Below are 25,166 nucleotides of genomic sequence, written 5' to 3'. Positions count from 1 at the left end.
TCAGCATTCACAGGTATGTGGGGGGACGGTCGCGGAAGGCCCACCAGCCCACTGCCTGCAGGGTGAGCAGCAGCGGGATCACGAGCACCGCGACCGGAAGCAGCAGGCGCAGGGTGGTGGGGTCGGCGGCGGTCTCGGCCAGGCTCATGCCCGCACCGGATGCGGCCAGGATGATCGGCGCCATCAACGCGGCGGCACCGGAGGTGGCCGCGAACGCCCAGACCGGGGCTTCGCGCCGGAGCGCGAAGGTGCCGAGCAGGAGCAGGACGACCTGGACCGCGGGGGGCGCGGCCAGGATCCAGCCCGTTGCCGCCAGATGTGTGACCGCGCCCACGCCCGCGGCGGCCAGGATCGCCGCAGCCGCGGCGGCCAGCAGCGGGACACCTGCGCGCAGCGCCCGCCCGCGCAGCGGGCCACCGCTCCGCATCGCCAGGAACGCCGCCCCATGCCCGGCGAAGAGCGTCAACGTCGCCACCGCGCACAGCAGCACGAACAGTCGCGCGGAGGAACCGCCCAGCAGGATGCCGGTGAGCAGCCCCCAGCCCGCCGCGGCGACCAGTCCGCCGGCCGCGGCCAGCGCGCCCCAGAGCACGCGGGCAGGACGGGAGCGATGCCTGCTGCGCAGTTGGACGGCCACGGTGCCCACGACGACACCGCCGAGCAGCCCCGCCACCGGCAGGTGGAGGGACGGCAGCAGCGCGGCCTCCGCGTGGGGGAACGCCCCGGCCATCACCCCGGCGAAGGCCACCAGCCACACCTCGTTGCCCAGGAAGAACGGGCCGAAGGTGTTGAGCGCCAGCCGCCGCTCGCCCTCGCCGCGCGAGAGCGCCGCGTGCAGCAGCTGCACGCCGTAATCGTAACCGCCGAGCACCAGATACCCAGCGAGCAGGGCTCCGAGCAGGGCCAACCAGATCGTTTCCATGCCTTCCCTCACAGTTGGAGCGCGACCGGAGACTCCTTGTGGGGGAGCGCCTCCTGCCCGCGGAGGTCGGTGTCGCGCGGGCCGCGATGGGCGTAACGCACGATCAGGGACCAGTTCGCGATCGCCAGGGCCGCGAGCACCGTGCTGAAGCCGATCAGCGAGACCAGCACGACCCCGGGGGAGAGGGGCGAGCGGGCCTGGGAGGTCAGGAGCTGGCCGTACACCGCCCAGGGCTGACGGCCGACCTCGCGCACGAGCCAGCCCAGCGTGGACGACACGAACGGGATCGGCACGATGAGCATGACGAGGAACGCGACGCCGCGCGAGCGCGCCAGCGCGTTGCCGATCAGGCAGACGGCGCCGAACAGCGAGAGCACCACGATGAAGAACGCCGAGGTCATCATGAAGTCGTAGGCGCCGGCGATCCAGCCGGGCGGCGCGTAGTCGCCGGGCCCGAGCCGGGCGGCCAGCTCCGCCTGGACCTGCGCCACCGTGTACGGCCCGCGATCCTCGGGCAGCAGCACCTCGCGCAGCACCGCCATCTTCATCGGCTGAAAGGCGTGCAGCGGTGGGATCTGCCGGAACCCGGTCTCGGCGACCGCGATGGAGAACGGCACGGCCACCGCCAGCCCGGCACGGGCGGAGCTGAGGAAGAACGGCACCTCGGAGGTGCGCCGGAGGAACTGATAGGCGCTCACCCCGGCGACGAACCCGCCCCCGGCGACCAGCGCCGCGGACACGATGTGCCACAGGGCGTACAGCGCGTTGGGGTTGGTCAGCATGGCGGCGAAGTCGGTCAGGTAGGCCCTGCCGTTCCGGATCTCGGCGCCCACCGGGTGGTGCATGAACCCGTTGGCCACCAGGATCCAGTACGTGGAGGCGTAGGCGGTCGCGGTGACCGCCCAGAAGAGGAGCAGGTGCACGACCTTGGGCAGCTTTCCCCATCCGAAGATCCACAGCCCGAGGAAGGTCGACTCGGCGAAGAACGCCACGAGCGTCTCCATCGCCAGCGGCGCGCCGAAGACGTTGCCGGCGAAGGCCGACAGCCCGCTCCACGACAGCCCGAACTGGAACTCCATCACCAGCCCGGTGGCGATGCCGAGCGCGTAGTTGACGACGTAGATCTGTCCCCAGTAGCGGGTCATCCGCTCGAAGCGCGGGTTGCGGCCGATGACGTAGCGGGTCTGCATGTAGGCGATGATCGGTGCGAGCCCGAGCGTGAGCAGCACGAACAGCCAGTGGAAACCGACCGTGATCGCGAACTCCAACCGGGTCATGACCTCAACGTCCACCTGGATAGCCCTTCAGCGTCTCGGCGGCCAGCTCCCGCAGCGCGCTGACGTCGACCTTGCCGTTGCGGTTGACGGGAAAGCGAGGCAGCATCACCACCGCGTTGGGACGCTCGTAGGATGCCAGAAGGGCGCGCAGACGAGCGCGCCAGTGGCGCTCGTCCCGTTCGCTGTCCTGGACGAAGAACACTAGCATCGACCCGGCCCGCTCGTCGTCGACGGCGACGACCTTGACCGGGGCGCCGCACTCCTCGGCGCGGCGTTCCAGGTACTCCGGGTAGAGCGTGTGGCCGAGCCGGTGCACGGCGTTCATCCGGCCGTAGACGTGGAGCACGCCGTTGTCGTCGAGCCGGCCGAGGTCGCGGGTGCGGAACCAGGTGTCCTCGAAGGGCACCAGGCTGCCGTCGGGCCGCAGGTATCCCTCCAGCCTGCCGGGGGTCTGCACCTCGATCTCGCCAGGATCGCCCTGGACACGGACCCTCACCCCAGGCAGCGGCCTGCCGCAGCCTTCAAGCTGATCAGGCAGCATAAGGGCGATGTTGCCCGTCTCGGTCATGCCGTAGCCGTCGAGCAGGGGATGCCCAGTGGTGGCGCGGAAGCGCTCGGCCAGCGGGCGGTTGAGCGGCGCGCCGCCGACGCACCACATCCGGACCTTCTCCAGCCTGCCCAGCAGGGCCGGGTCGCGGGCGAGGAGCGTGAGCAGGCCGTGGTAGGTGGGCGGGGTACCGTCGACGACGGTGGCCCCCGACTCGGCGACGGCCGCGATCGCGCGTTCCAGCCGGCGGTAGGGCGCCACGAGCAGCCGGCAGCCGGTCAGCCACCAGATGAGCAGCAGCGACATGCCGTACTGGTGGGAGAACGGCAGCAGCGGCGCCAGCACGTCGTGCGGCGCGTAAGCCATCGCGGCGGCGGTCACGCGCGAGTTCTCCATCACGGCGTGGCCGGACTTGACCACGGCCTTCGGGGATCCCGTGGTCCCCGAGGACCACATGACCACCCCGTCCCGGCGGCGTTCCCACGCCTCCAGGGAGATCGTCGCGGGTGCCGTGGCGGCGGGCCCGTCAGGCTCGGCGAGGTCCAGCACGCTCCGCGGGGGCAGCGGGATCCTGGCGGGCGCGTCGGTGACCGCCCAGCGCACCCCGGAGACGTCGCTCATGGTGGCGAGCTGGTCGGCGGCCAGTTGCGGATCGGCCAGCACGATCGAGGCGTCGAGGTGGCACAGCGCCAGCAGCGCGGCGACGAAAGGGGAGGAGTTCTCCCCGGTCAGCAACACGCGGTCGCCGGCCCGGACGCCCAGCTCGGTGAGCCGGGCGACCAGGCCGAGCGCCTGCTTCTCGACCGCGGACGGCCGCAGGACGTCAACCACGGGTCTCCTCCCCTGTGGCGGCGGTCAGCAGGATCCGGCTGCGGTCGGCCACGACCAGCCGTGATCCGGCGGGGCCCGCGCCGACGTGAGCGTCACGCCCGATGAGCGAGCCGCGGACCGGCCCGACCCCGTGCAGCGTGGCGCCCTCCAGCACGATGGTGTCCTCGACCGTGCTGTCCTTGACCTGACAGTCGGGGCCGAGCGACGTGTGCGGACCGATCGTGCTGCCGCTCACGCTGGTGCCGACGCCGATGATGGCCGGGCCGACCACGCGGGAGCCGCGGACCGTGGAGCCGGCGTCCACCAGGACCGGTCCGATGAGCTCGCTGTCGTCGTCCACCTCGCCGAGGATCAGCGGGTCGATGCGGCGCAGAAGCTCGCGATTGCAGTCCAGCACGTTGTCGACGCAGCCGACGGTGTTCCAGTAGCCGCGGGCAGAGTAGGCCAGCACGGTGGCGCCGTGCTTGATCATCCAGGACACCGCATCGGTGAGCGCGTAGCCGCCGTACCAGGTGGGCCCGGCCGACATCACGGCCTGGTGGATGGCGGGGCTGAAGACGTAGGCGCCGACCAGCGCGCGGTCGAAGGCCGGGTGGCCGTGCCCCTCGGTGATGCCGGCCAGGTGGCCGTGCTCGTCGACCAGGGCGACCGGGCCGCTGCCGGCCTTGGCGAGGTCGCCCACCATGGCCACGGCCTCGGCCCTGTCGCTCCGCTCGTACTCGGCGACCAGGCCGGGGACGTCGTCGAGGACGACCTCGCCGCCGTGCAGGACCAGGAAGTCGTCCTCGTCCAGGAAGTCCCGGGCGAGCAGGATGCCCAGGCCGAGCAGGGCGCGGTCCTGCCGGATGTAGGTGACGTCGAGGCCGAAGGCGGCGCCGGTGCCGACAGCCTTCCTGATCGGGTCGTCGTGCCGGTCTACGACGATGCCCACCTCGGAGATTCCGGACTTCTTGATCGCCTCGAGCGCGTAGCTCACCACGGGGCGGTTGGCGACGTGAACGGCGTCGCCGTAGGGGCGCGACATCGTCCCTGTCCGCCCCGCCAGCACGAGAGCCTTCACAGGCTGCACCTTTCCACGAGTTCGTCTGTCAAGCGGCGCCGATGGGCACGCGGCGCCTGGCGCCCTGCGCGTGCAGCATGCGGTATCTGAGCTGGCGCAGCTCGCGGGAGGGCTCCAGACCGAGCTCCCGGTCCAGTACGGCGTACAGTTCCTGGTAGGCGCCCAGCGCCTCCTCGCGCCGCCCCACCTGGCACAGGGCCTCCATCAGCCGTCCGTGGAACCACTCGTTGAGCGGGTTGGTCGCCACCAGGAAGCGCAGCTCTCCGATCAGGTCGCGGCCCCGGCCGATCTCCAGGTCAGCCTCGATGCGCAGCTGCAGCACCCGCAGCCGCGTCTCTTCGAGATCGGCGAGGTGGGCCTCCAGCACGGGGCCGGGCATGACGTCGGTCAGGGGGTGGCCGGACCACAGGTCGAGTGCCTGCCGCCAGCGGCGGGATGCCTCCTCCACGCGCCCCGCCGCCGCGCACGCGCGCCCCTCCTGCACCATCCGGCGGAAGGCGAACACGTCCACGCTCTCCTCGGGAACGGACACGAGGTAGCCGGGCGGGCGGGTGACGATCAGCTCGTCGCCGAGGGGCAGGCCGGCTTCGTGGTCGAAGAACCGGCGGAGCTGGTAGACATGCGTCTGGATCGTGGTGACAGCGCTCTTCGGAGGGTTGTCACCCCACAACTCAACGATGAGCGATTCGACGTCGACGACCCGGTTCGCATTGAGCAGCAGAAGGCCGAACAATTGCCGTTGACGGGGTGCGGTAAGGCGCCATACCCGTTCCTCTGATCTCATTTCCAGAGGACCGAGGACCTTGAATTCGACCATGCGGCTGAACTCCAATCTCGGGCCATTTCCTGACTCGAACAAAATGACCGTAGCCAGCCCCGAGACGGGCAGACAAGAGGTATTGACGGAGGATCGTCCCGGGGTATCGAAAGGAGTACCGGCGGTCCGACGTCCGATACGCGAACACGAGTGAGGCGGGACCGCCATGGGTCCCGCCTCACTCTTGGCGCTGGTTCAGTCGGTCTTGGGGGTGAACGGGCAGCGCCAGGTCGGCTCGGTGAACCGGCCGCCGTAATGGCGCGCCTCGTCCTTGTAGGCTATGAAACTGGGGTTCGGCGAGCCGTGGAAAGAGCGTTCTCTGCCGCGTATCTTGGTGCGCAGCTTGAAGAACTTGATGCCGAGCGCGTTGAATTGGATGTGCGAATTGAACACCAGGGTGGGTCTGCCGAACCGGCGGCTCGGTCTGGACGCGCCCGAGTGCAGCCCGACCACGAAAAACGGGTGGGCGCCGACAGAATAGGCGAAGTCAGCGGACTCGGGGTCGGAGCTGTACTGGTCGTTCCACGGAAAACGCTCGGAGTCTAGGTCGTGCATGGCCTGCAGGTGCCGCCACAGCAGCGTCTCGTACTCGTCCTCGGTCAGCTCACCCGGCTCCTCGAACGTCGCCACGAAGGAGGTGAAGCTGCGCGCGGACGGCTCGAAGGACTCGAGGAAATCGAGCACGTCGCGGTGGTGCGCACGCACAGACTCCAGCTCTCCCAGCTCCGGGTAGTGGTGGTGAACGATGGATTTCCTGTGCAGCGCGGCCCTGGCTCCGAGGCAGACGAAGTCGTCCTGTTCGATGAACGCGGCAAGGGCGGCGTAGACGTCATCATCCATGCCGGATGCTCCAAGGTCAGAAAGGGATGTCGCCGCGCGCCACGAACGGCGATCCCGCGGCCGATGGTCCGCGCGACCGCGTTCGTGGTCACGCGTGGTGTGATGATCTGGTCGACGGCGCCCAGGGATCCGGGCCCTCGGCCCCCTCCACGTCGTCGGGGAGAAGGCCGTGGGCATCGAGATCTCCGGGCACGGTGTGCCACGCCGGCTACCTCGCGGGCGTCGCGACGGCCGCCCGGGCGGGCGCCCTCCAGAGCGGCAGCGCGGCCGCGATCAACCACACGGCGGGCACGAGCATGCCGAACAGCGGGTAGAGCACGCCGTAACCGAGGTCGGTCAGCCCGGTCGCGTACAGGTAGGCCGCGGTGACCACGGCTCCGGTCCCGCCGCCGACGCCGAGCCAGGCGACCCACCGCGGGTACAGCGGGCTGACGAGCATGGCCAGGCCGTAGGCGATGGGCGCCAGGCCGGCCACGAGCAGCACTCCGGTGATCTCGGTGGAGTAGGCGGCCCGGCCGCTGGCGGCGAAGATGGCGTCCCGCACGCCGGGTGTGTCCGTGGCGACCTGGGTCAGGAACGGGTGGACGTAGCCGTCACGGGCATAGGTGACGATCAGCAGGCCCACGCCGGCGACGGAGAGGCCGTTGCCGGCCGCCGCCAGTGGTCTTGCCGCCGTGCCGTGGAATGCCTCACCCACCGTGAGCAGGCCCGCCAGCCGCAGGGCCGTCCCGATGGTCACCGCGAAGTGCAGCAGCACCCACAGGCCTTTCGCGCCGGCGATGCCGTTCATGTAGACAGATGGCGCCACATCCGCGAACGGGTCCTGGATGAGAACCAGTACGGCCATCGCGCTGAGCATCGCCAGCGACACTCCCGCGATTCCCGCCCCGGCGCCGATCCGTGTCGCCGTTCCCTTGTCAGTCTCCCATCGCATGGAATCCTCCATCCACGTGGATCACTTCTCCGGTGGTGGCGGGGAACCAGTCGGACAGCAGCGACACACAGGCGCGAGCGACCGGCTCGCAGTCGTCGGCCTTCCAGCCGAGCGCTGAGCGCGCGTCCCAGCCCGCCTCGACGTCGGCGAAGCCGGGGATGCTCCGCGCGGCGACCGTGCGCAGCGGTCCCGCGGCCACCAGGTTGACCCTGACGCCGCGCGGTCCCAGGTAGCGCGCCAGGTAGCGGGAGCAGGACTCCAGCCCCGCCTTGGCCACGCCCATCCAGTCGTAGTTGGCCCAGGCCACGGTGGCGTCGAAGTCGAGACCCACGATGGACCCGCCGTTGGGCATGAGCGGCAGGCAGGCCGTGGTGAGCGCTTTCATGGAGTAGGCCGAGACCTGCACCGCGGTCGAGACGTCCGACCACGGCGTCTCCAGGAACGTGCCGCCGAGGGCGGACTCCGGGGCGTAGGCGATGGCGTGCAGCACTCCGTCCAACCGGTCCAGCCCCACCCGCTCGGGGAGGCTGGCCAGCTGGCCCTCGTCGGTCACGTCGAGCTCGACGACCGGCGTGTCGGCCACCGGCAGCCGGCGCGCGGTGCGCTGGACGAGGCCCAGCCGACCGAACCCGGTCAGCACCACGTTGGCGCCCTGCTCCTGAGCGATCCTGGCCACGTGGAAGGCGATGCTGGAGTCTGTCAGCACGCCCGTGACGAGGATGTTCTTGCCGTCGAGGAGTCCCATGTCAGCTCCCGGCGGGCGTGACGGTGACGACGCCGGTCCGCCACAGCAGCTTGATCAGGTGCAGCTGGAGCTCGGTGAGCTCCTCCCGCAGTTGCCGGTACGGCACGCCGCCACCGGACAGGGCGTCCCAGACGACCTTGCCGCCGTCGACCTCGTCGAAGCTGCGCACCTCGACACCGGAGGCCGCGCCCTCGACCGAGTACCGGTGGCACGGCAGCGGTGTGGAAAGGGGCGACACCACAGCGTCGCCGTTGGCGACGGGATCCGCCCAGTAGGCGGTGAGCGCCGCGTGCTCCTCCTCCGTCAGCTGGAACGGTGGCGGGGGCGGGAAGCCCTTGAAGCCGGGGATGTCCAGCCCGAGGCTCTTGCGAACGGAGGCGCCCGGGGTGAGGCTGACGTGGTCGTCGTCGCCGATCACGCCGGGGTCGGCCATGCCGTACGCCTTCATGTAGGGGCCTTCGGCGTCGAGGTCGGCCTGGGTGCCGCCCTCGCCGGTCATGTGGCGCAGCACGTCGGGCTCCATCGTGGTGCTGAGCAGGATCTGGAAGGTCTGCTCGCGGAAGTTGCCGGCCACGTCCTGGCCGCGGGTGCGCCAGTAGATGCTGTCGGGGTTGTTCTTGCCGATGGCGTGGTACCACTGGTCGATCGAGAGCGAGAACGACTCGGCGATGCCGTGCCACTCCATGTCGTAGTCGTGCCAGAGGTCGCGTTTGTGCTGCTCGTCGACGCTCTCGTCGAAGGTGGCCGCCAGCACGGTCGCCGCGGACAGCCCGTGGTGCATGGCGAAGGCCACGCCCGAGGAGAAGAGCGGGTCGACGAAGTAGGCGGCGTCACCGACCAGGATCCAGCGCTCGTCGTAGCTGGCGAACTGGTCGTTGATCATGGAGTAGTTGGTCGCGGTCTGCATCTTGTCGGAGATCGGGGTGCCGTTCTTGACGAGCTCGCCGACCAGCGGGATGTCCTTGATGGCGTTGGTGAACTGGGCGATGTCGGTGAAGTCCTTGCCCTCCTCCTTGAGGATGGCGGGGATGGTGACGATGCCGACCGAGTGCGTCATGACGCGCTCGCCGTCGATCACCTTCGGCACCGGGATGTACCAGCACCACCCGTCGGTGAAGGCCGAGCAGGCGATGGGCGACAACCGGTCGGGATGGAAGATGTTCCAGTCCTCGGGGATGTCGTAGGCGTGCTGGGCGCCGGTGTAGTGCTGCCAGATGGCGATGTTCTTGTACCCCGACAGGAAGCTCCGCTTCTTCTTGGAGGCGATGCTGTTGCGCCGGCCCGAGGCGTCGACGAAGTAGCCGCAGCGGATCTTGCGGCCGTCGTTGAAGGTGACCTCGCAGTCGTCCTCCAACCGCTCGAAGGCCGAGATCGTCATCTCCTCGAACATGTGAGCGCCGCACTCTCCCGCGTGCCTGAACAGCAGCTCGTCGAACTCCGAGCGGTTGACGTGGGAGGCCCAGCGGTGAACGCCGTCCCTGGCGTAGGACTCGTGGTCGAAGAAGGCCACGCTGGGCTCCTCCGACCAGCGGAAGATGCCGCCGAACTTCTGGACCTTGAAGTCGCTGGACATGACCTTGTCCAGCACCCCGATCTCCTCCAGGGCCGGCGTGGTCGGGTGGGCGAGCGATTCGCCGATGTGCTCGCGCGGGTGCTTCACCTTGTCGAAGACCGCGACGCTCAGATTCGTGGTCCGCGCCAATTTCGCGGCCAGGGTGGAACCGGCAGGCCCACCGCCCATGACGATGACGTCGTAATAGTCTCGCACCGATTCGGTCATTTGCATTCCTCTTTCTCCGGGCGTGGGGGGCGGAGGGGCGAGGTCCGCCGATGCCACAATGGCATCGGCGGCGTTCCTGGGGACCGAGGAGATTGCCGAAGTAATTGGCTTCGGTCTTATTAGCGGCACGTCCGACGTGCACTGTTGGGTCGTGGCTGACAATGATTTCAAGGCGCTGTTGGGCCCGCCCGAGGCCCGCTGGTTCGTCCTGGCGGGGTTCGTCGGCCGGCTCCAGATGGCGATGCTCGGCATCGCCACCATCCTGCTGGTGACCTCGGCCACCGGCTCCTACACGCTGGCAGGCGCGGTCGGCGGGACGATCCTGGTGTCGCAGGCCGTCGCCGCGCCGCGGGTGGGCCGCCTGGGCGACCGCCTGGGCCAGGGCCGGGTACTGCGGCCGGTGCTGCTGCTGCACGCGCTCGGTCTGGTCGGGATCATGGGCGGCGTGGCGAGCGGCCAGTACTGGCTGCTGTTTCCCGCCGCCGTGCTCGCGGGCGTGGCCTTCCCGCCGCTCGGGCCGATGGTCCGGGCCCGCTGGACCGCTCGCGTGGGCGGGACCCCACTGCTCAAGGCCGCCTTCGCGATCGAGAGTGCCGTCGACGAGGTCGTCTACATCCTCGGTCCGGTGATCGCGACCACGGTCGCGGGGGCCGCGAGCCCGGAGCTCGGTTACGTCGCCTGCATGGTGCTCACGCTCGTCGGCGGGCTGGCCTATGCCTCGATGCGCCGCACCGAGCCCCCGCCCATGCCCGTCACCAGGCCGGGACCCTCTCTGCTCCGCATCCCCGCGCTGCGCGTGACGCTGCTGTTCGCGCTCGTGCTCGGCGTCGTGCTGGGCTCCAGCGAGATCGCCATGGTCGGGTTCGCCGAGGACCTGGGCGCCGTCGTACTGGCCGGGCCGCTGGTCGGCGCGATGTCCGTGGGCAGCCTGCTGACCGGCGTCTGGTACGGCTCGCGCCGCTGGACCTCCTCGCTGTCGCGCCGGTTCGCGATTCTCGCCGCATGCCTGGCCGCAGGGCTGCTCCCGCTGACGCTGGCCACGGGGGTCCCACTGATGGCTGCAGCCTCCTTCGTCGCCGGCGCCGCCATCGCCCCGACGCTCATCGTCGTCTACGAGCTCGTCGAGTCCGTCGTCCCCGGCGAGCGCAGCAGCGAGGGATTCGCATGGGTGCAGAGCGCCCTGGTCATCGGCCTGGCCGCGGGCGTGCAACTGGCCGGCCAGGCGACGGACGCCCTCGGTGGGCATCTCGCCTTCCGAGTCCCGGCCGGCGCCGGCGTCGTCGCGCTGGTCACCGCACTGCTTTCCGTCCGGCTGACCCGGCGCATACGGCCCGCAGCCGAAGTTCTTCGGTGATTCCCTCGGTAGAAAACCGAGCGGCCGGTGCCATCCTCAATTTCAGCTTCGAATGCGCGAGTTAGGGACACGATGCGTGATATCGCGATAGTCGGCATGGGATGCCGTTTCCCGGGCGCCGGAAATTTGAATGAATATCTCCGGATGCTGCTGGACGGCGAACCCCGTTTCCACGCGGTTCCTTCTCACCGGTGGGACCACGGACAGTTCTTCGACGCCGCCGCAGGGCGGGCACCGCGTAAGGCCTATACGGACCGGGTCGCCTACCTGCCGGAGGTCGACCGGTTCGACGCCGCCCACTTCCGGATGCCGCCGCGCCGGGTGCGCACGATGGACCCGCAGCAGCGGCTGATCCTGGAGGTGGCCCGCGAGGCCGTCCAGGACGCGGGCTGGGAGCGGCGCCCCTTCGACCGGTTGAACACCGGCGTGTACTTCGCCATGAGCACCGCCGACTTCATGTACCTGACGCCCGACCCCATGGACATGGAGCCGTGGTCGATCCCGGGCGAGCAGCTCAACATGGCCGCCACCAACGTGAGCCAGTTCTATGACCTGAGCGGCCCCAGCTTCACCGTCGACTCCTCCTGCTCCTCGGGGCTGGTGGCGCTGCACGAGGCCGTGGTGGCGCTGCGGGCCGGAGTCTGCGCGGAGGCGATCGTCGGCGGCGCCTACATCAACCTGATCCCGCACAGCCTGATCGGCTTCTCCAAGGTCGGCGCGGTCTCCCGCGCCGGAGTGTGCAGGCCCTTCGACCGCCGCGCCGACGGGTTCGTGCTCGGCGAGGGCGTGGGCGTGGTGGTGCTGCGCCCGCTGGAGGCCGCGCTGGCCGCGGGCGACCGCGTCTATGCCGTGATCAAAGGGATCGGCTGCTCCAACGACGGCACGACCGAGGGGCCGATGACCCCGCGCACCGAGGGGCAGCGGCTGTCGCTGCGCCGTGCCTACCACGACGCCGGCGTCGAGCCGGGCTCGATCGGGTTCGTGGAAGCGCACGGCACGGCGACCACCGTCGGCGACCGGGTGGAGCTGGAGTCACTGCGGTACGTGCGCTGCGAGACCGGCAGCGAGCCTGACCCCGCCTACCTCGGCTCGGTCAAGGCGCTGATCGGCCACTCGCTGACCGCTTCCGGCATGGCCTCCCTGATCAAGACGACGCTGGCGCTGCACCACGGTGTCATCCCGCGCCAGCCCGAGACGGAGATCAACCCGGAGGCCGACCCCGCGATCGCCGGACTGGCGATCCCGCGGGAGAACGTCCCGTGGCCGCGCGCCGGGAAGACGCGGACGGCCGGGATCAACTCCTTCGCCTTCGGCGGCACCAACGTACACGTGGTGATGGAGGAGGCGCCCGCCGTGGAGGAGAGCGCCGAGGACGGCCTGCCGTACCTGTTCCTGTTCTCGGGAGCGACGGTGGAGCTGCTGGCCGAGCACGTCGAACGATTCGCCGTCGAGCCGAGCACGCCGCCGGCGGCGGTCGCCAGGACGCTGGCGGAGCGGGAACTGCTCAAGGCGCGGCTCGCGGTGGTCGCGGCCGGGCACGAGGAACTGGCCGCGCAACTGCGGGTCGCCGCGGTCGCGCTGAAGGAGGGCCGCACCGGCCCGCTCGGCGAGGGGCTGTACGCCGCCGCAGCTCCTCTGGAGTCGCCGCGGGTCGCCTTCCTGCTCCCCGGCCAGGGCAGCCAGCGACCGCACCTGCTGGCCGATCTGTTCGAGCGCTACCCCGCCTTCCGCGAGACCGCGATCGCGCTCGACGCGATCAGCGGCGTCGACGTCCTGGACGCCGTGTACGGCCCGGACGCCGACACCGAAGCGGGACGCGAGCGCATGAAGGGCACCGACGTGTGCCAGCCCTTGCTCGGGGTGCTGGGGCTGGCCGCCGGTCGGCTCATCGGATCCTGCGGCGTCGTCCCCGCGGTGACGCTCGGTCACAGCGTGGGCGAGTTCACCGCGGCGGCCCTGGCAGGGGCCATGGACGACGCCGAGGCGGTCAGGCTGATGGCGGGACGCGGCGCCGTCATGCGCCGGGCCGAGGAGGGCGGCAGCGGCGGCATGCTCGTCGTCCAGGCCGCCCCCGAGACCGTGGCCGGCCTGGCCCACGGGATCGAGGGGGTCTGGCCCGCCTGCTACAACACCCCGAAGCAGACCGTGGTCGCCGGGGAGCAGGCGGGGCTGTCCGCCCTCGCGGAGCGGTGCGCAGGCGCCAAGGTCGGCGCCGTGCCGCTGGCGGTGTCCAACGCCTTCCACACACCGCTCTTGGAGGGCATCCGCGCAGAGATCCGCACCGACCTGGAGCGGCGCGAGATCGGGACTCCCACCACCGGATACGTCTCCTGCATGAGCGGCGGTCCCGTCGAGGACCCGGCGCGGCTGCGCGAGCTCTGGGAGGGGCACGCCTCCTCGCCCGTGCGCTTCGCCGAGGCCGCGCTGGCCGCCTACGAGTTGGGGGCGCGGGTGTTCGTGCAGGTCTGCGGCGGGCGGTCGCTCCTGGCCATGGTCCAGCGCACGCTCGGTGACCGGCAGGGCGCGGTCTACGTGGCGATGTCCGGCGACCAGCCCGATGACGCCCGGTCCTTCCTGGCCGGGCTCGGCCGGCTCGCCGCGCTCGGGCTGCCGGTCACGCTGCCCGGCACGGGGCAGCTCCCCGGCCTGGTGAGCCTGCCGCCCTCACCGCTGCTCCGCAAGGTGCACGCCCTTCCCCCCTTCCCCATGCCGGCCGCCAAGGCGTCGCCGGCGGACTCCCAGAAACCGGTCACCGCGGCTGCCCAGCCGTACACAGCGCAGGAGAGTCACGTGAGCGACATCGTCAGCCTGTTCCGGGAGCAGATCGCGGTGCTGCGCTCCGCCGGAGCCGCGATTCCCGCGACCGCCCCACCCGCGCCGGAGCCGGCGCACCTGCCCGCCACCCTGCCCGCCACCCAGCTCACCACCCAGCCCGCGACCCCGCCGGTGGCGGACCAGATCCGGCAGGTCGTGTACGAGCACATCGCCAGGATTGGTGCGTTCCCCGCCGAGCAGCTCAGCGGTCCGACGCTGCTGGTCGACGAGCTCGGGTTCGACTCGCTCATGGTCACCGAGCTGCGAATCTCCCTGCAGAAGGTCTGGCCCGAGCTGACCACCGTGCCCAAACGGCCCAGCATCGACGAGGTCGTAGCCGCGGTCTCGGCCTCCCAGGGCGTCAAGGTCCCGGTCCAGTCCGCGCCTGAGGCGCCCAAGCGCCCGGTCGCCATGCAAGCCGGCCCGGAGACCTGGCCGGAGGTGGTCGAGCACCGCGAGTTCATGGCGGCCATCGAGCGCAACCCCTACTTCATCGACCACCAGGCCAACATCCGCGACACCACCGTCGTGGACGGCCAGGAGCTGATCAGTTTCTCCAGCTACAACTACCTCGGCCTGTCCGGGCACCCCAAGGTCAACGAGGCGGTGCGCGAGGCCGTGGAGAGATACGGCACGTCCGTGTCGGCCAGCCGCTTCCTGTCCGGCAACCGCCCCGTCCACCACGAGCTGGAGGCCGAGCTGGCCACCCTGCTCGGCACCGAGGACGCGATCGTCATGGTCAGCGGCCACGCCACCAACGTCTCGGTCATCGGCCACCTGGTCGGCCCCGACGACCTCATCGTGCACGACGAGCTCTCCCACGACAGCATCTTGCAGGGCTGCAAGCTGTCGGGCGCCACCCGCCGCCCCTTCGCTCACAACGACCCCGCCGCGCTGGACGCCGTCCTGACCCGGCACCGCAAGCTGCACCGCCGCGCCCTGGTCGTCATCGAGGGCGTCTACAGCATGGACGGCGACCTCGCTGACCTGCCGGCGATCATCGACGTGAAGAACAAGCACGGCGCCGTCCTGCTCATCGACGAGGCGCACAGCCTCGGGACCGTCGGCAAATCCGGCGGCGGCATAGGCGACTTCTTCGGCGTGGACCGCTCTCAGGTCGAGCTCTGGTCCGGGACGCTGTCGAAGGCGGGCGCCAGCTGCGGCGGCTACGTGGCCGGCTCGGCCGAACTCATCGACTACCTGAAGTACACCGTCCCCGGCTTCGTCTACAGCGTCGGCATGACCCCGCCCAACGCCGCCGCCGCGCTGGCCGCGCTGCGCGTCATGCGCGACGAGCCCGAACGGCTGGAGCGGCTGCGCGCCAACTCCGAGCTGTTCCTCAGACTCGCCAAGGAGGCCGGGATCAACACGGGCGTGAGCCAGGACTCACCCGTCGTGCCCTGCATCGTCGGCGACAACGAGCAGTGCCTCACGCTGGCCAACCGGCTCTTCGACCGCGGTATCAGCGCCAACCCGATCCTCTACCCCGCCGTCCCCGAGGAGCTGGTCCGCCTGCGCTTCTTCGTCACCTCCGAACACACCACGCAACAGATCGAACACACCATCGACGTTCTCGCCGAAGAGCTGAAGGGATTGGCGGGCTGAACCCGCACGCCCGTATCGGAATGGATTGAGACATTGGACTGGACCACAGGAAAAGTCATAACTCCCACCGCCACCTACACCTCGATCGAAATCGAAGAGCTTGCCCTCGGCATGGCGGCGATCCTCGCCGACAACTCGGTGACCGCCGGCGATCGGGTGGTGATCTGCGCCGACAACTCCGCCGAGCACATCGCGGCGCTGCTGGCCCTCATGCACCTGGACGCCTCGATCGTGCTGATCGATCACCGCGAGACCGCGTCCGAGCGACGAAGGATGGCCGCTGTCGCCGGGGCCCGTCTGATCATCGACGACGGCGACAAGGGCAGGACGACCCTCCACTCACTGGCCGAACAGGCCAGGCAGCGCGAGGTCAGGGCCGAGTTCCTGTCCTTCACCGCCTGGCACGCCCGCACCGACGCGCTGGTCACCTGGTCCTCCGGCTCGACCGGCTCTCCCAGGGGCGTGGTGCGCTCGGGCCGCAGCTTCCTCAATGACCTGCAGCGCACCCGTGACCGGATGGGCTACCGGCCCAACGACGTGCTCCTGCCGCTGCTTCCGTTCTCCCACTTCTACGGCCTGACGCTGGCCATCCTGCAGTGGACGGTCGGCTGCTCGCTGATCGTCGCGCCGCTGGAGCGCCTCGACATCGCCGTACGGCTGGCCGCCACCGAAGGCGCCACGGTCGTGGACGCCACGCCCTCCACCTATCACGCGCTGCACGCGATGAGTCAGCGCCGCCCCGTCACAGCGCGCGATCTGAGCAGCGTGCGCATGTTCTGCTCCGGCGGCGCCCCGCTCCCGCCCACGCTGGCCGAACGCTTCGCCCGCGCCTTCAACCGCCCGCTGCTGGACGGCTACGGCAGCAACGAGGCCGGCAACATCGCCCTGGCCGACCTGACCAATCCCCACGCGTGCGGCCGGCCGCTGACCGACGTGTGGGTGCGCATCACGGGCCGCGACGGCGCCCCGGTCGCCATCGGCGAGATAGGCGAGATCACGGTCTCCTCGCCCAGCCTGATGGAGGGCTACCTGGCCGCTGACGGCAGCATCACGCCGCTGGGCGAAGGGCCCTACGCCACCGACGACCTCGGCTACTGGACGCCGGAGGGCAACCTCGTGGTGATCGGCCGCAAGAATGCCGTATACCGCATGGGCCACAACCTGTACCTCGAGACGATCGAGCGCAAGGCCGAGTACTGCGGCCGGCCCGTGAAGGTCGTGGGAGTGGACGACGAACGGCAGGGCAGCCAGCTCGTCTTCTTCGTCGAGGATCCGAACGAGGCCTCCGCGTCGCACTGGCGCAGCGCCATCTGCTCGCTGCTGCCCTCCTACGAGCACCCGAACAAGGTCGTGGTGCTGCCCCGGCTACCTGTCAACGGCACCGGCAAGGTGGACGCCAGGGCGCTGCGCGGGTTGGCCGAGCGCGCGGTGTACCGGCCCGCTCGGCGGCACCCCCCGATAGTCCACGAGGAGGCGCCGCTGCCGGCCGACCTGGACCTGATCCCGTTCGCCGAAAGGATCGCCGCGTTGCGGGCGGTGGCGCACTTCTTGCGCACCGACCCTGGGGCGGTCATGAACGTGCTGACGGAGATCTCGGACTACAAGTCGGTGGAGGGCGAGATCGAGGCCGCGATCCACACGCTGTCCGGCGCGATCGACGAGGTGATCCGCCACGGGCCGCCGCGCACGGACCGGATGGCCGTCTTCATGTCGTCCAACGTGCTGCTCAACTCCTACGTGCTGTACCTGCTCGTGCCCTCGCTCTACGTCGAGACGATCACAGCAAGGCCCTCCAGCCAGGTGGCCTCGCAGACGCACCGCCTGCACGAGCTGCTGGCCCCGGTGCATGGCCTGCCGATCGAGATGACCTCGTTGAGCCAGCGCAGGTTCAAGGAGGGCCCGGTCGCCGAGGCAGACGTGGTCGTCTTCACCGGCACCTACCAGAACGCCGAGGCGATCAGGGCGGAGCTGGACCCGGAGCAGATCTTCCTGCTCTTCGGCCAGGGCGCGAACCCCTTCATCGTCGCTCCCGGCGCCGACCTCGACCTGGCCACCGAGGACGCTCTGCGGATCCGGATGCTCAACTCCGGCCAGGACTGCTTCGGCCCCGACGTGTTCTTCGTCCAGGAGAACGACGTCCCGCGTTTCGTGGAGGCGCTGCTCAAGCGCCTGTCGACGCTGACGTTCGGCGACTACGACGACCCCGAGGCCGACTACGGCCCCATGTGCTACACCGGGGCGATCGCCGACGCCGCCGAGTACCTGCAGGACAACAGCGCACGCATCATCTACGGCGGCCAGATCGACTTCCGCACCCGCCAGATCCAGCCGACGGTGCTGCTGCACTCGATGCGGGACAAGCAGGCCATGGCCGAGATCTTCTCCCCGCTGTTCAACATCGTCTCCTACACCGACATCGCCGAGGTGCGCGAGCGCCTGACCACCGGCTACTACCAGGACAGAGCCATGGGCGCCATGGTGTACGGCGAGGCCCCCGAGCTGGTGGAGTTCCTGCGCAAGCGCCACATGGTGGCGGTCAACGAGACTCTGCTCGACATCGACGACGGCAACGCCCCCTTCGGCGGCCACGGCATCATGGCCAACTACGTCGCCATCGACAGGAAGCGGTTCGCCAAGCCGCTGCTGATCTCTCAGATCGTCGCCGAGCACGCGGCGGTCCCAGCAGAGGCGGGCGCGCGATGAGCGCCGTCACCTACCCCAGCGCCTGGCACGCGGCCATGGACTTCGCCGTGGCCCACGGCGTGGACACGGTGTTCGGGTTGCCCGATGACGACCTGGTGCCGCTGCGGGCTCTGGAGGGGACCGAGCTGCGCATGGTCCTGTGCCGAGACCAGCGGGCGGCGGCGTTCATGGCCGCCGGGCACGCGCTGGCGGCCGGCCGTACGGCGCTGTGCGTCATCGGGAAGGGACCGGCCGCCGCCAACGTCGTCGGCGGCCTGCTCGAGGCCCGCTGCTCCGGCGCGCCGATGGTGGTGCTGGCCTCGGGTACCGGGGCTAGGACGCGCGGCTCGGGCGCCTTCCAGGAGCTGGACCAGCTGGCCATGATCGCACCGGTGGTCAAGTGGGCGCACCGGGTCGACCACCCCGACCGGGTCGTGCCGGCGATAGAGCGGGCGTTCCTGGTCGCGGCCAACGGTGCGCCCGGCCCCGTCTACCTGGAGCTGCCGGCCGACCTGCTGGATGTCGAGGTCGTCAGGGACCGGCCCTGGCACCAGCCGCGCGCCCAGCACCCGCAGCCCGACACCGAGGCGCTGGCCGGCTCGCTGGTCGCGCTGCGGGCCGCACGCCGTCCGGTCATCCTGGTCGGCGGCGGCATGCGGCACAGGAACGGCGGTGGCGAGGTGGAGCGGCTGGCCGAGCGGCTCGGCGCGCCCATCTTCGCCACGGCCTCCGGACGGGGCGCCGTCGACGAGACCCACCCGCTGTTCTGCGGGCTGGCCGGGTTGTACGCCGCCGAGGAGATGCTGCCGCTGTGGGCCGAAACCGACCTGGTGGTGGCACTCGGCAGCAGGCTGGAGGAGACGGCCGTCTACCGGCCCGGGTTCTCCGCCCCTGATGTCCCGGTCCTGCAGGTCAACCTGGAGCCGGTCGACATCTCCCACGAGCGGCCGGGGCACGTGGTCATCGGCGACGGCCTGGCCGCCGTGCGATCCTGGCTGACCGACCTGCCCGAGCGTGCCGCGCGCCCCGAGCTGCTGGAGCGAGCCGAACTGCCCGCGCCGACGAACGAGTGGAGCGAGCGCGCGCAGGCAGCCAACCGGGCCGCGGCCGAGCGGGTGGCCACCGAGCGGCAGCGGGTGGCGGAGCTGCCCGGCATCCATATCGCCGACCTGCTGCGGGTACTGGACGAGGTGCTGCCCGAGCGGCGCGTGCTGGTGCAGGAGAACGGGCTGCAGGACATGTGGTCCTACTTCTACCCGCACTGGCGCGTCCCGGCGGCGGCCGACTCGATCGTGCCGTCTGAGCAGACCAGCCTGGGGTTCGGCGCGATCGCCGCGGCCGGGGTGAAGCTGGCCGTACCCGGCAGCGCGGTGGTCGCGTTCGTCGGCGACGGCGCCTTCGGCAAGCTCGGCGCCGACCTGGAAGTGCTGGTCGAGCAGGAGCTCGGCGTCCTGTTCGTGGTCCTCGACAACGGCGGCTACGGCTGGCTCCAGGCTCAGCTCGACAAGGCGGGGCCCTCGAGGTACCGCTTCGCGGGCAGCCCCCACGGCACCGGCGCCGACCGGCCCGGGGTGCACCACGCGGTGGTGGACGACAAGACCCGGCTGGACAAAGAGCTGCGCCAGGCCGCGGCGGCGTGCGCGGCGGGCCGCGTCGCCGTCGTCGAGATCCCGGTAAGGCTCGACGACGTGCCCGCCGATCTCACCGAGACCGAAGGAGAACACTCGTGAGACCCTACGGACGCCGCGTGGTCATCACCGGCATGGGTGCCATCACGCCTGTCGGGCTGAGTGTCCAGGATTTCTGGGACTCCCTGCTGGCTGGCCGGAGCGGCGTGGGGCCGATTGAGGCCTTCGACGCCTCCAACCTGCCGGTCAAGATCGCCGGTGAGGTGAAGGGGTTCGACCCCACCGCGTACATGCCGCGCACGGTCAGCCGCCGGATCGACAAGTACGCGCAGTTCGCGGTGGCCGCCGCGGCGCAGGCCGTCGAACACGCCAAGCTCGTCATCGACGAGGCCAACACGCACCGTGTCGGCGTCCTGATCGGCTCGGGGTACGGCCCGACGGGTCTCGTCCAGTCGGGCACGCTCACCCTGGAGGGGCGCGGCTACCGCGGCCTCGCACCGTGGCTGTCGGCGGCCACCTCGATCGACTGCGCCGCCGGCGAGGTCGCCTACAAGCTGCAGGCGACCGGCCCTTCCGGCGCGATCAGCACGGCCTGCGCCTCCGGCACGTCGGCCGTGGGCGAGGCGATGCGGATGATCCAGCGCGGCGACGTGGACGCGATGATCGCGGGGGGCGCCGACAACTCGGTGACCTCCTTCGACATCGGCTCCACCGCGATGTCGCGGGCGCTGTCAACGCGCAACGACGACCCGCAGCGGGCCAGCCGGCCCTTCGACAAGGGGCGGGACGGTTTCGTCATGGCGGCGGGCGCCGGCGCTCTCGTGCTGGAGGACGCCCGCAGTGCCGAGCGGCGCGGCGCGCCGATCCTGGCCGAGGTCGTCGGCTACGGCGCCACCAGTGACGCCTACCACCCGACCGCGCCACACCCCGAGGGGCTCGGCGCGCGCCGGGCCATGCAGCTCGCGCTGGACGACGCGGGTCTGCCCGCCTCGGCCGTGGACCACATCAACGCCCACGGCACCAGCACCACGCTCAACGACAGGACCGAGGCCGCCGCCATTCGCAAGGTGTTCGGCGACCACGCGCCCAGGATCCCGATCACCGCCGTCAAGTCGATGACCGGGCACACGATCGGCGCGGCGGGCGCGGTCGAGCTCGTCGCCACCGTGCAGACGCTGCTCACCGGCGTCGTCCCGCCGACGATCAACTGTGACGACCCAGAGGACCCGGACCTCAACTTCGTCCCTCACCAGCCGCAACGGCACGACGTCGCGGTGGCGATGAGCAACTCCTTCGGCTTCGCCGGCCACAACGCGACCCTCGTGGTCCGGCGCTACGAGCAATGACTCCCTCTAACACCCACGCAAGGAGAAGAAAATGAGCAAGCAGCACATTCTCGCCGAGTTCGCCGAGATCGTCCGAGAGATCGTCGGCATCCCCGTGGCCGAGGTGCAGCCCGAGGCCCACCTGCGCGACGACCTGGACATCGACTCTCTGTCGCTGGTCGAGATCATGGTCGCCGTCGAGGACAGGTTCGGTGTGGCCACCCCGGACGAGATCGCGGCCGACCTGGAGACCGTGGACGCCGTGCTCAACCACATCGAGCAGCACGCGTCCGCCGGCGTCGCCTGAGTCCACTCGTGGGGGGCCGGACCGGCCCCCCACGCCTCTGGAAGGAGCAAGAGCGTGCAGGACGTCGACCTGCTGACGGAACTCGAGCCCGTCGTCGCCGAGAACATCAACCGCCACCTGGGCGTGGCGCGCGACTGGAACCCGCACGACTACGTGCCCTGGAGCCAGGGACGCGACTTCGCTTTTCTCGGCGGCCAGGACTGGGAGCCCGGCGACACCGCCGTCGCGCCGGCGGCGCGCGCCTCGCTGATCGTGAACCTGCTGACCGAGGACAACCTGCCCGCCTACCATCACAACCTGCTCACCGCCCTGGGCTCGGACGGCGCGTGGGGCGAGTGGATCTACCGCTGGACCGCCGAGGAGGCGCGGCACGCGATGACGCTGCGCGACTACCTGGTGGTCACGCGCGCCGTCGATCCGGTGGATCTGGAGCAGCGGCGCATGGCCCTGATGGCGGCGGGGCCCGCCAACGAGCCCGTCGAGATGCTGCCCAACGTCGTCTACACCGCGTTGCAGGAGCTGGCGACCCGGCTCTCGCACCGCAACACCGGCACGGCCACCGGCTGCCCGATCGGAGAGCAGCTGCTGGCCCGCATCGCCGCCGACGAGAACCTGCACATGCTCTTCTACCGCAACCTGGTCGGCGCGGCGCTGGAGCTGGCGCCCGACCGGACGATGCGGGCCATCGCCGACGTGGTGAAGGGCTTCGAGATGCCGGGCACGGGACAGCCCGGATTCCGCCGCATGGCAGCTGAGATCGCCGGCAGCGGCATCTACGACCTGCGGCTGCACCACGACCGGGTGCTCATGCCGATCCTGCGCCACTGGCGCGTCTTCGAGCGCTCGGGCCTCGGCGCGGAGGGCGAGGCGGCCCGCGAGGACCTGTCAGCGTTCCTGCACGTGCTGGACGCGCACGCCAGCCGCTTCGTCGAGCGCCGCGAGGAGCGCGAGGCCCGGAAGGCGCTCAGCTCTCCCCGATGAGCTCGGCCCTGTTCGACACGCTGAGCTTGCGGTAGATGCTGGTCAGGTGAAGCTCGACGGTCCGCAGCGACACGTAGAGGATCCCGGCGATCTCCCGGTTCTTCTTCCCCGCCACCACCAGCTCCGCGACCCGGCTCTCGGCCGGCGTCAACGCGTCCCACCCCGTCTGCGCCCGCCTGCGCGGGCGCGCTCCCAGCTTGAGGAGCGCGGCGTGAGCGTGGTCGGCCAGCGCGGTTCCCCCGCAGCGCTGGCCGAGGTCGAGAGCCCTCCGCAGCATGTCCCTGGCTTCGTTCCCCTGGTCGGTCTCGGCCAGCGCGCTGCCGAGTTCGCCGACGGTGTGGCCGAGCTCCAGCGTGGCCGAGGGTGCTCCTTCCAGCACCGTGACCGCTTCCCGCAGCAGCGCCACCCGCTCGGCGGAGTCGGTGGCCACCACCGCCTGGGTGCGCAGGCTCCGCCCGAGAGCGCGTTCCGTCGGCCACAGGTCGGCGGCCTGGCGCTGCTCGCCGGCCAGCCGTACGGCTTTGTCCTGTCTGCCCAGCGCGACCAGCGCCACGGCCGCGTCCACGAACCAGGAACTGGCCGCCGGGTTCCGCACACCCCAGGTGGCCAGGCGCGCGCCGCACTCCAGCAGGTCCGCCAGACCGGGCCGGCGCTGGCCGCGCGCGATCCGCAGCCTTCCCCTGGCGGCCAGCAGGTGGTTGTTGCGCCACTGGGCGACCGGCTCGCCCGGCAGCCGCGCCTGGCGCAGCAGCTCCTCGGCCTCCTCGTGCTCCCCCCGCTCCAGCAGCACGTCGATCAGGGCCGCCAGGTGGTGGAAGACCACCGGCTCCGGCAGCCCGTCCTCCACGGCCGCCACCGCGGTACGCGCCGCCGCCTCGGCCTGCTCGACGTCCCCGGCCCGCAGCGCCACATGGGAGCGCAGCACCGCCAGCTCCGGCACCTGTACGGCGGGCGCCCGCTGCTCGGCCTCCAGCAGATGCCGCTCGACCGTCTCCAGGCGGTCGGTGTACACCAGCGGCAGCAGCGCGAAGCTCAACACCAGTGCCCCGCTGTCGACCACCCCTTCCGCGGCCAGCGCGGCCTCGGCCGCCGCCCGCGCGTCGGAGGGATCCCGCCCGGCCCAGGCCAGCCGTACAGCCCTGGCGGCCAGCTCGCCGCCACCCCCGTCCTGCGCGTCGGGGGCGGGGGCGGCGCCCGGGTCGAGAGTATGCAGGACCTGTCGGTAGCCGCGCAGCCGGGAGCCGAGCGCCGGGTCGGCCCGCGAGACCGGCTCGATGTGTTCGTCCAGGACACCGATCGCGCCGGAGAGGTCGCCGAGCGCGGCGGTGGCGAGTGCCAGGTGCTGCCCGATCAGAGCGCGCTCGGCGGCCGTGCGCACGCCCGACCTGGCGTTGCGCAGGTACTTGATCGAGGCGTGGTGGTCGTGGCCGCTGAGGGCGACGCCGAGCTGCAGCATGAGCCGGATCCGGTGGGCGGGGGAGAGCGAGCTCTGGATGGCGCGCTGCGTGCAGGCGGTGGCCTGCTCCAGGTAGCCCATCGCGGTGAGCCGTACGGCCACTTCGCACAACAGGTCGGTGACCTCGGGCGAGGCGGTCGGACCGGCGGCCAGCAGGTGCCGCGCCATCACCGGCGCGTCGGCCTCACCGGCGCCCAGCAGCCGGGCGGCGGCCAGGTGGTAGCGGTTGCGCTCCTCGGCGCGCATGCACCGGTAGAGAGCGACGCGGACGATCGGGTGGACGAAGGCGATGGTGGCTCCCGCGCGCAACAAGCCGAGTTCCGTCAGTCCGAGCACGGTGTTGGCGACCTCGCCGTCCTCGATGCCGCACAACTCCTTGACCAGCGTGTGGCGGGCATCGGCGTCCAGCACGGCCAGGATCTGGGCCACGGTCAGCGAGTGCGCCGAGTGCCGGGCCAGGCGATCGGTGACGTAGCGGGCGATCCGCGGCGGCGCGAGCGCGGGCAGTTGCCCCGCGGCCTGGTCGTCGGTGCCGATCCCCTCCTGGTTGAGCTGCCGGGCCAGCTCCACCAGGAAGCGCGGGTTGCCACCGGTCAGGCGCCGGCACAGCGAGGCGAACTGCGGGCTGGGCCGGGTGCCGCACGACAGCTCCAGCAGGCGGGCCGCGTCGTGCTCGGTCAGCGGGTCCAGGGAGATCTCGACGTGGTTGACCGTGCTGCGCAGCTCGTCGTAGACCTCGCGCGAGGCCGGCCACTCTCCTACAGGAACAGAGACAACCAGCACAATCGGCAGGCCCGATAACCGGCGCGCCAGGTGGGCCAGCCAGCCAAGGGAATGCTGGTCGATGCGGTGCACGTCGTCCACGACGAGCACCAGCGGGGCCGTCCGGGTGATCTCGCGGACGTGGTCGTACAGCGCTGCGAACACATCGTCCCTCCCCGAGTCCGAAGCGACCGGTGGCTGCCGGAGACCCAGCAGCTCCGCCGCCGCGCCGAAGTCCGGCTGGTGCCGGCGGGCACCGGAAGCGAACAGCGCGCTGACGCTCTCGCGTCGCGCGGTGGCGACCACGTGTCTCAGCAGAGCGGTCTTCCCCGTTCCCGCTCCGCCCTCCACGATGATCACGGTTGAGCGTCCCCGCACGGCGTCCCGGACGGCGCGGTCCACGATCCCGATCTCGACCTTCCGGCCAAGCAGTTCATGCATGGCCTCCCCCTTTCACACGGCCAGTATGGGCCGCCCCGGTGGAAGACCACTCAACGCC

Annotated in this window: 17 protein-coding genes; 7 read left to right on the top strand and 10 right to left on the bottom strand. The window is 70.8% G+C overall.

What is annotated here, in order from left to right:
- Positions 1–7: 7 nt before the first annotated feature.
- The 9 genes from ABD830_RS19555 to ABD830_RS19515 form a co-directional block, all read right to left on the bottom strand.
- Positions 8–922, bottom strand: a complete 915-nt coding sequence (locus tag ABD830_RS19555; protein ID WP_344989045.1) for a cytochrome d ubiquinol oxidase subunit II — start codon at positions 920–922, stop codon at positions 8–10.
- An 8-nt stretch (positions 923–930) separates the two neighbouring features.
- The gene (locus ABD830_RS19550; protein ID WP_344989043.1) at positions 931–2,199 is read right to left on the bottom strand and encodes a cytochrome ubiquinol oxidase subunit I; all 1,269 of its coding nucleotides are present in this window, start codon (positions 2,197–2,199) and stop codon (positions 931–933) included.
- 4 nt (positions 2,200–2,203) lie between these two features.
- Complete coding sequence (locus ABD830_RS19545) at positions 2,204–3,577, bottom strand: class I adenylate-forming enzyme family protein (protein ID WP_344989041.1); 1,374 nt, start codon at positions 3,575–3,577, stop codon at positions 2,204–2,206.
- A complete protein-coding gene (locus ABD830_RS19540; protein ID WP_344989039.1) occupies positions 3,570–4,637 on the bottom strand; it encodes a sugar phosphate nucleotidyltransferase in 1,068 nt (355 codons plus the stop codon). Before ABD830_RS19540 ends, ABD830_RS19545 begins: the two co-directional genes overlap by 8 nt.
- A 28-nt stretch (positions 4,638–4,665) precedes the next feature.
- Entirely contained in the window at positions 4,666–5,421 is a 756-nt protein-coding gene (locus tag ABD830_RS19535) for an AfsR/SARP family transcriptional regulator (protein WP_344989037.1), read from the bottom strand.
- Positions 5,422–5,649: 228 nt separating this feature from the next.
- Positions 5,650–6,294 carry a guanitoxin biosynthesis heme-dependent pre-guanitoxin N-hydroxylase GntA gene (gntA, locus tag ABD830_RS19530; RefSeq protein ID WP_344989035.1) on the bottom strand — a complete coding sequence of 215 codons (645 nt, stop codon included), beginning with the start codon at positions 6,292–6,294 and terminating at the stop codon, positions 5,650–5,652.
- Positions 6,295–6,502: 208 nt separating this feature from the next.
- Positions 6,503–7,228: a hypothetical protein gene (locus ABD830_RS19525; RefSeq protein WP_344989033.1), complete on the bottom strand. Its 726-nt coding sequence runs from the start codon at positions 7,226–7,228 to the stop codon at positions 6,503–6,505.
- Positions 7,212–7,973, bottom strand: coding sequence for an enoyl-ACP reductase FabI (fabI, locus tag ABD830_RS19520; RefSeq protein ID WP_344989031.1), 762 nt, complete (start codon positions 7,971–7,973; stop codon positions 7,212–7,214). Before fabI ends, ABD830_RS19525 begins: the two co-directional genes overlap by 17 nt.
- A gap of 1 nt (position 7,974) precedes the next feature.
- The gene (locus ABD830_RS19515; RefSeq protein ID WP_344989029.1) at positions 7,975–9,753 is read right to left on the bottom strand and encodes an NAD(P)/FAD-dependent oxidoreductase; all 1,779 of its coding nucleotides are present in this window, start codon (positions 9,751–9,753) and stop codon (positions 7,975–7,977) included.
- Positions 9,754–9,904: 151 nt separating this feature from the next.
- Here ABD830_RS19515 and ABD830_RS19510 point away from each other — a divergent pair, with 151 nt between their 5' ends.
- The 7 genes from ABD830_RS19510 (at position 9,905) to ABD830_RS19480 (ending at position 22,449) form a co-directional block, all read left to right on the top strand.
- Positions 9,905–11,107, top strand: coding sequence for an MFS transporter (locus tag ABD830_RS19510; protein WP_344989028.1), 1,203 nt, complete (start codon positions 9,905–9,907; stop codon positions 11,105–11,107).
- A 72-nt stretch (positions 11,108–11,179) separates the two neighbouring features.
- Positions 11,180–15,526, top strand: coding sequence for a type I polyketide synthase (locus ABD830_RS19505; RefSeq protein ID WP_344989026.1), 4,347 nt, complete (start codon positions 11,180–11,182; stop codon positions 15,524–15,526).
- A gap of 33 nt (positions 15,527–15,559) precedes the next feature.
- The gene (locus ABD830_RS19500) at positions 15,560–18,229 is read left to right on the top strand and encodes an aldehyde dehydrogenase family protein (protein WP_344989024.1); all 2,670 of its coding nucleotides are present in this window, start codon (positions 15,560–15,562) and stop codon (positions 18,227–18,229) included.
- A complete protein-coding gene (locus tag ABD830_RS19495; protein WP_344989022.1) occupies positions 18,226–19,938 on the top strand; it encodes a thiamine pyrophosphate-binding protein in 1,713 nt (570 codons plus the stop codon). The genes ABD830_RS19500 and ABD830_RS19495 overlap by 4 nt, the downstream gene beginning before the upstream one ends.
- Entirely contained in the window at positions 19,935–21,182 is a 1,248-nt protein-coding gene (fabF, locus tag ABD830_RS19490; protein WP_344989020.1) for a beta-ketoacyl-ACP synthase II, read from the top strand. The genes ABD830_RS19495 and fabF overlap by 4 nt, the downstream gene beginning before the upstream one ends.
- A 31-nt stretch (positions 21,183–21,213) precedes the next feature.
- A complete protein-coding gene (locus ABD830_RS19485; protein WP_344989019.1) occupies positions 21,214–21,468 on the top strand; it encodes an acyl carrier protein in 255 nt (84 codons plus the stop codon).
- Between the two features lie 54 nt (positions 21,469–21,522).
- Positions 21,523–22,449, top strand: coding sequence for an acyl-ACP desaturase (locus ABD830_RS19480; protein ID WP_344989017.1), 927 nt, complete (start codon positions 21,523–21,525; stop codon positions 22,447–22,449).
- Here the strand turns inward: ABD830_RS19480 and ABD830_RS19475 are convergent.
- Positions 22,433–25,108, bottom strand: coding sequence for a LuxR C-terminal-related transcriptional regulator (locus tag ABD830_RS19475; RefSeq protein WP_344989015.1), 2,676 nt, complete (start codon positions 25,106–25,108; stop codon positions 22,433–22,435). The two genes, ABD830_RS19480 and ABD830_RS19475, sit on opposite strands and share 17 nt — an antisense overlap.
- Between the last annotated feature and the right edge of the window lie 58 nt (positions 25,109–25,166).

This window comes from Nonomuraea helvata, assembly GCF_039535785.1.
Lineage (GTDB): Bacteria > Actinomycetota > Actinomycetes > Streptosporangiales > Streptosporangiaceae > Nonomuraea > Nonomuraea helvata.
This window is presented reverse-complemented; position numbering and strand designations above follow the sequence as displayed.

Coding starts and splice junctions, on each gene's coding strand:
- ABD830_RS19555 (WP_344989045.1), bottom strand. CDS start 922: ATGGAAACGATCTGGTTGGCCCTGCTCGGAGCCCTGCTCGCTGGGTAT.
- ABD830_RS19485 (WP_344989019.1), top strand. CDS start 21,214: ATGAGCAAGCAGCACATTCTCGCCGAGTTCGCCGAGATCGTCCGAGAG.
- ABD830_RS19495 (WP_344989022.1), top strand. CDS start 18,226: ATGAGCGCCGTCACCTACCCCAGCGCCTGGCACGCGGCCATGGACTTC.
- ABD830_RS19525 (WP_344989033.1), bottom strand. CDS start 7,228: ATGCGATGGGAGACTGACAAGGGAACGGCGACACGGATCGGCGCCGGG.
- gntA (WP_344989035.1), bottom strand. CDS start 6,294: ATGGATGATGACGTCTACGCCGCCCTTGCCGCGTTCATCGAACAGGAC.
- ABD830_RS19550 (WP_344989043.1), bottom strand. CDS start 2,199: ATGACCCGGTTGGAGTTCGCGATCACGGTCGGTTTCCACTGGCTGTTC.
- ABD830_RS19475 (WP_344989015.1), bottom strand. CDS start 25,108: ATGCATGAACTGCTTGGCCGGAAGGTCGAGATCGGGATCGTGGACCGC.
- ABD830_RS19505 (WP_344989026.1), top strand. CDS start 11,180: ATGCGTGATATCGCGATAGTCGGCATGGGATGCCGTTTCCCGGGCGCC.
- fabI (WP_344989031.1), bottom strand. CDS start 7,973: ATGGGACTCCTCGACGGCAAGAACATCCTCGTCACGGGCGTGCTGACA.
- ABD830_RS19535 (WP_344989037.1), bottom strand. CDS start 5,421: ATGAGATCAGAGGAACGGGTATGGCGCCTTACCGCACCCCGTCAACGG.
- ABD830_RS19515 (WP_344989029.1), bottom strand. CDS start 9,753: ATGACCGAATCGGTGCGAGACTATTACGACGTCATCGTCATGGGCGGT.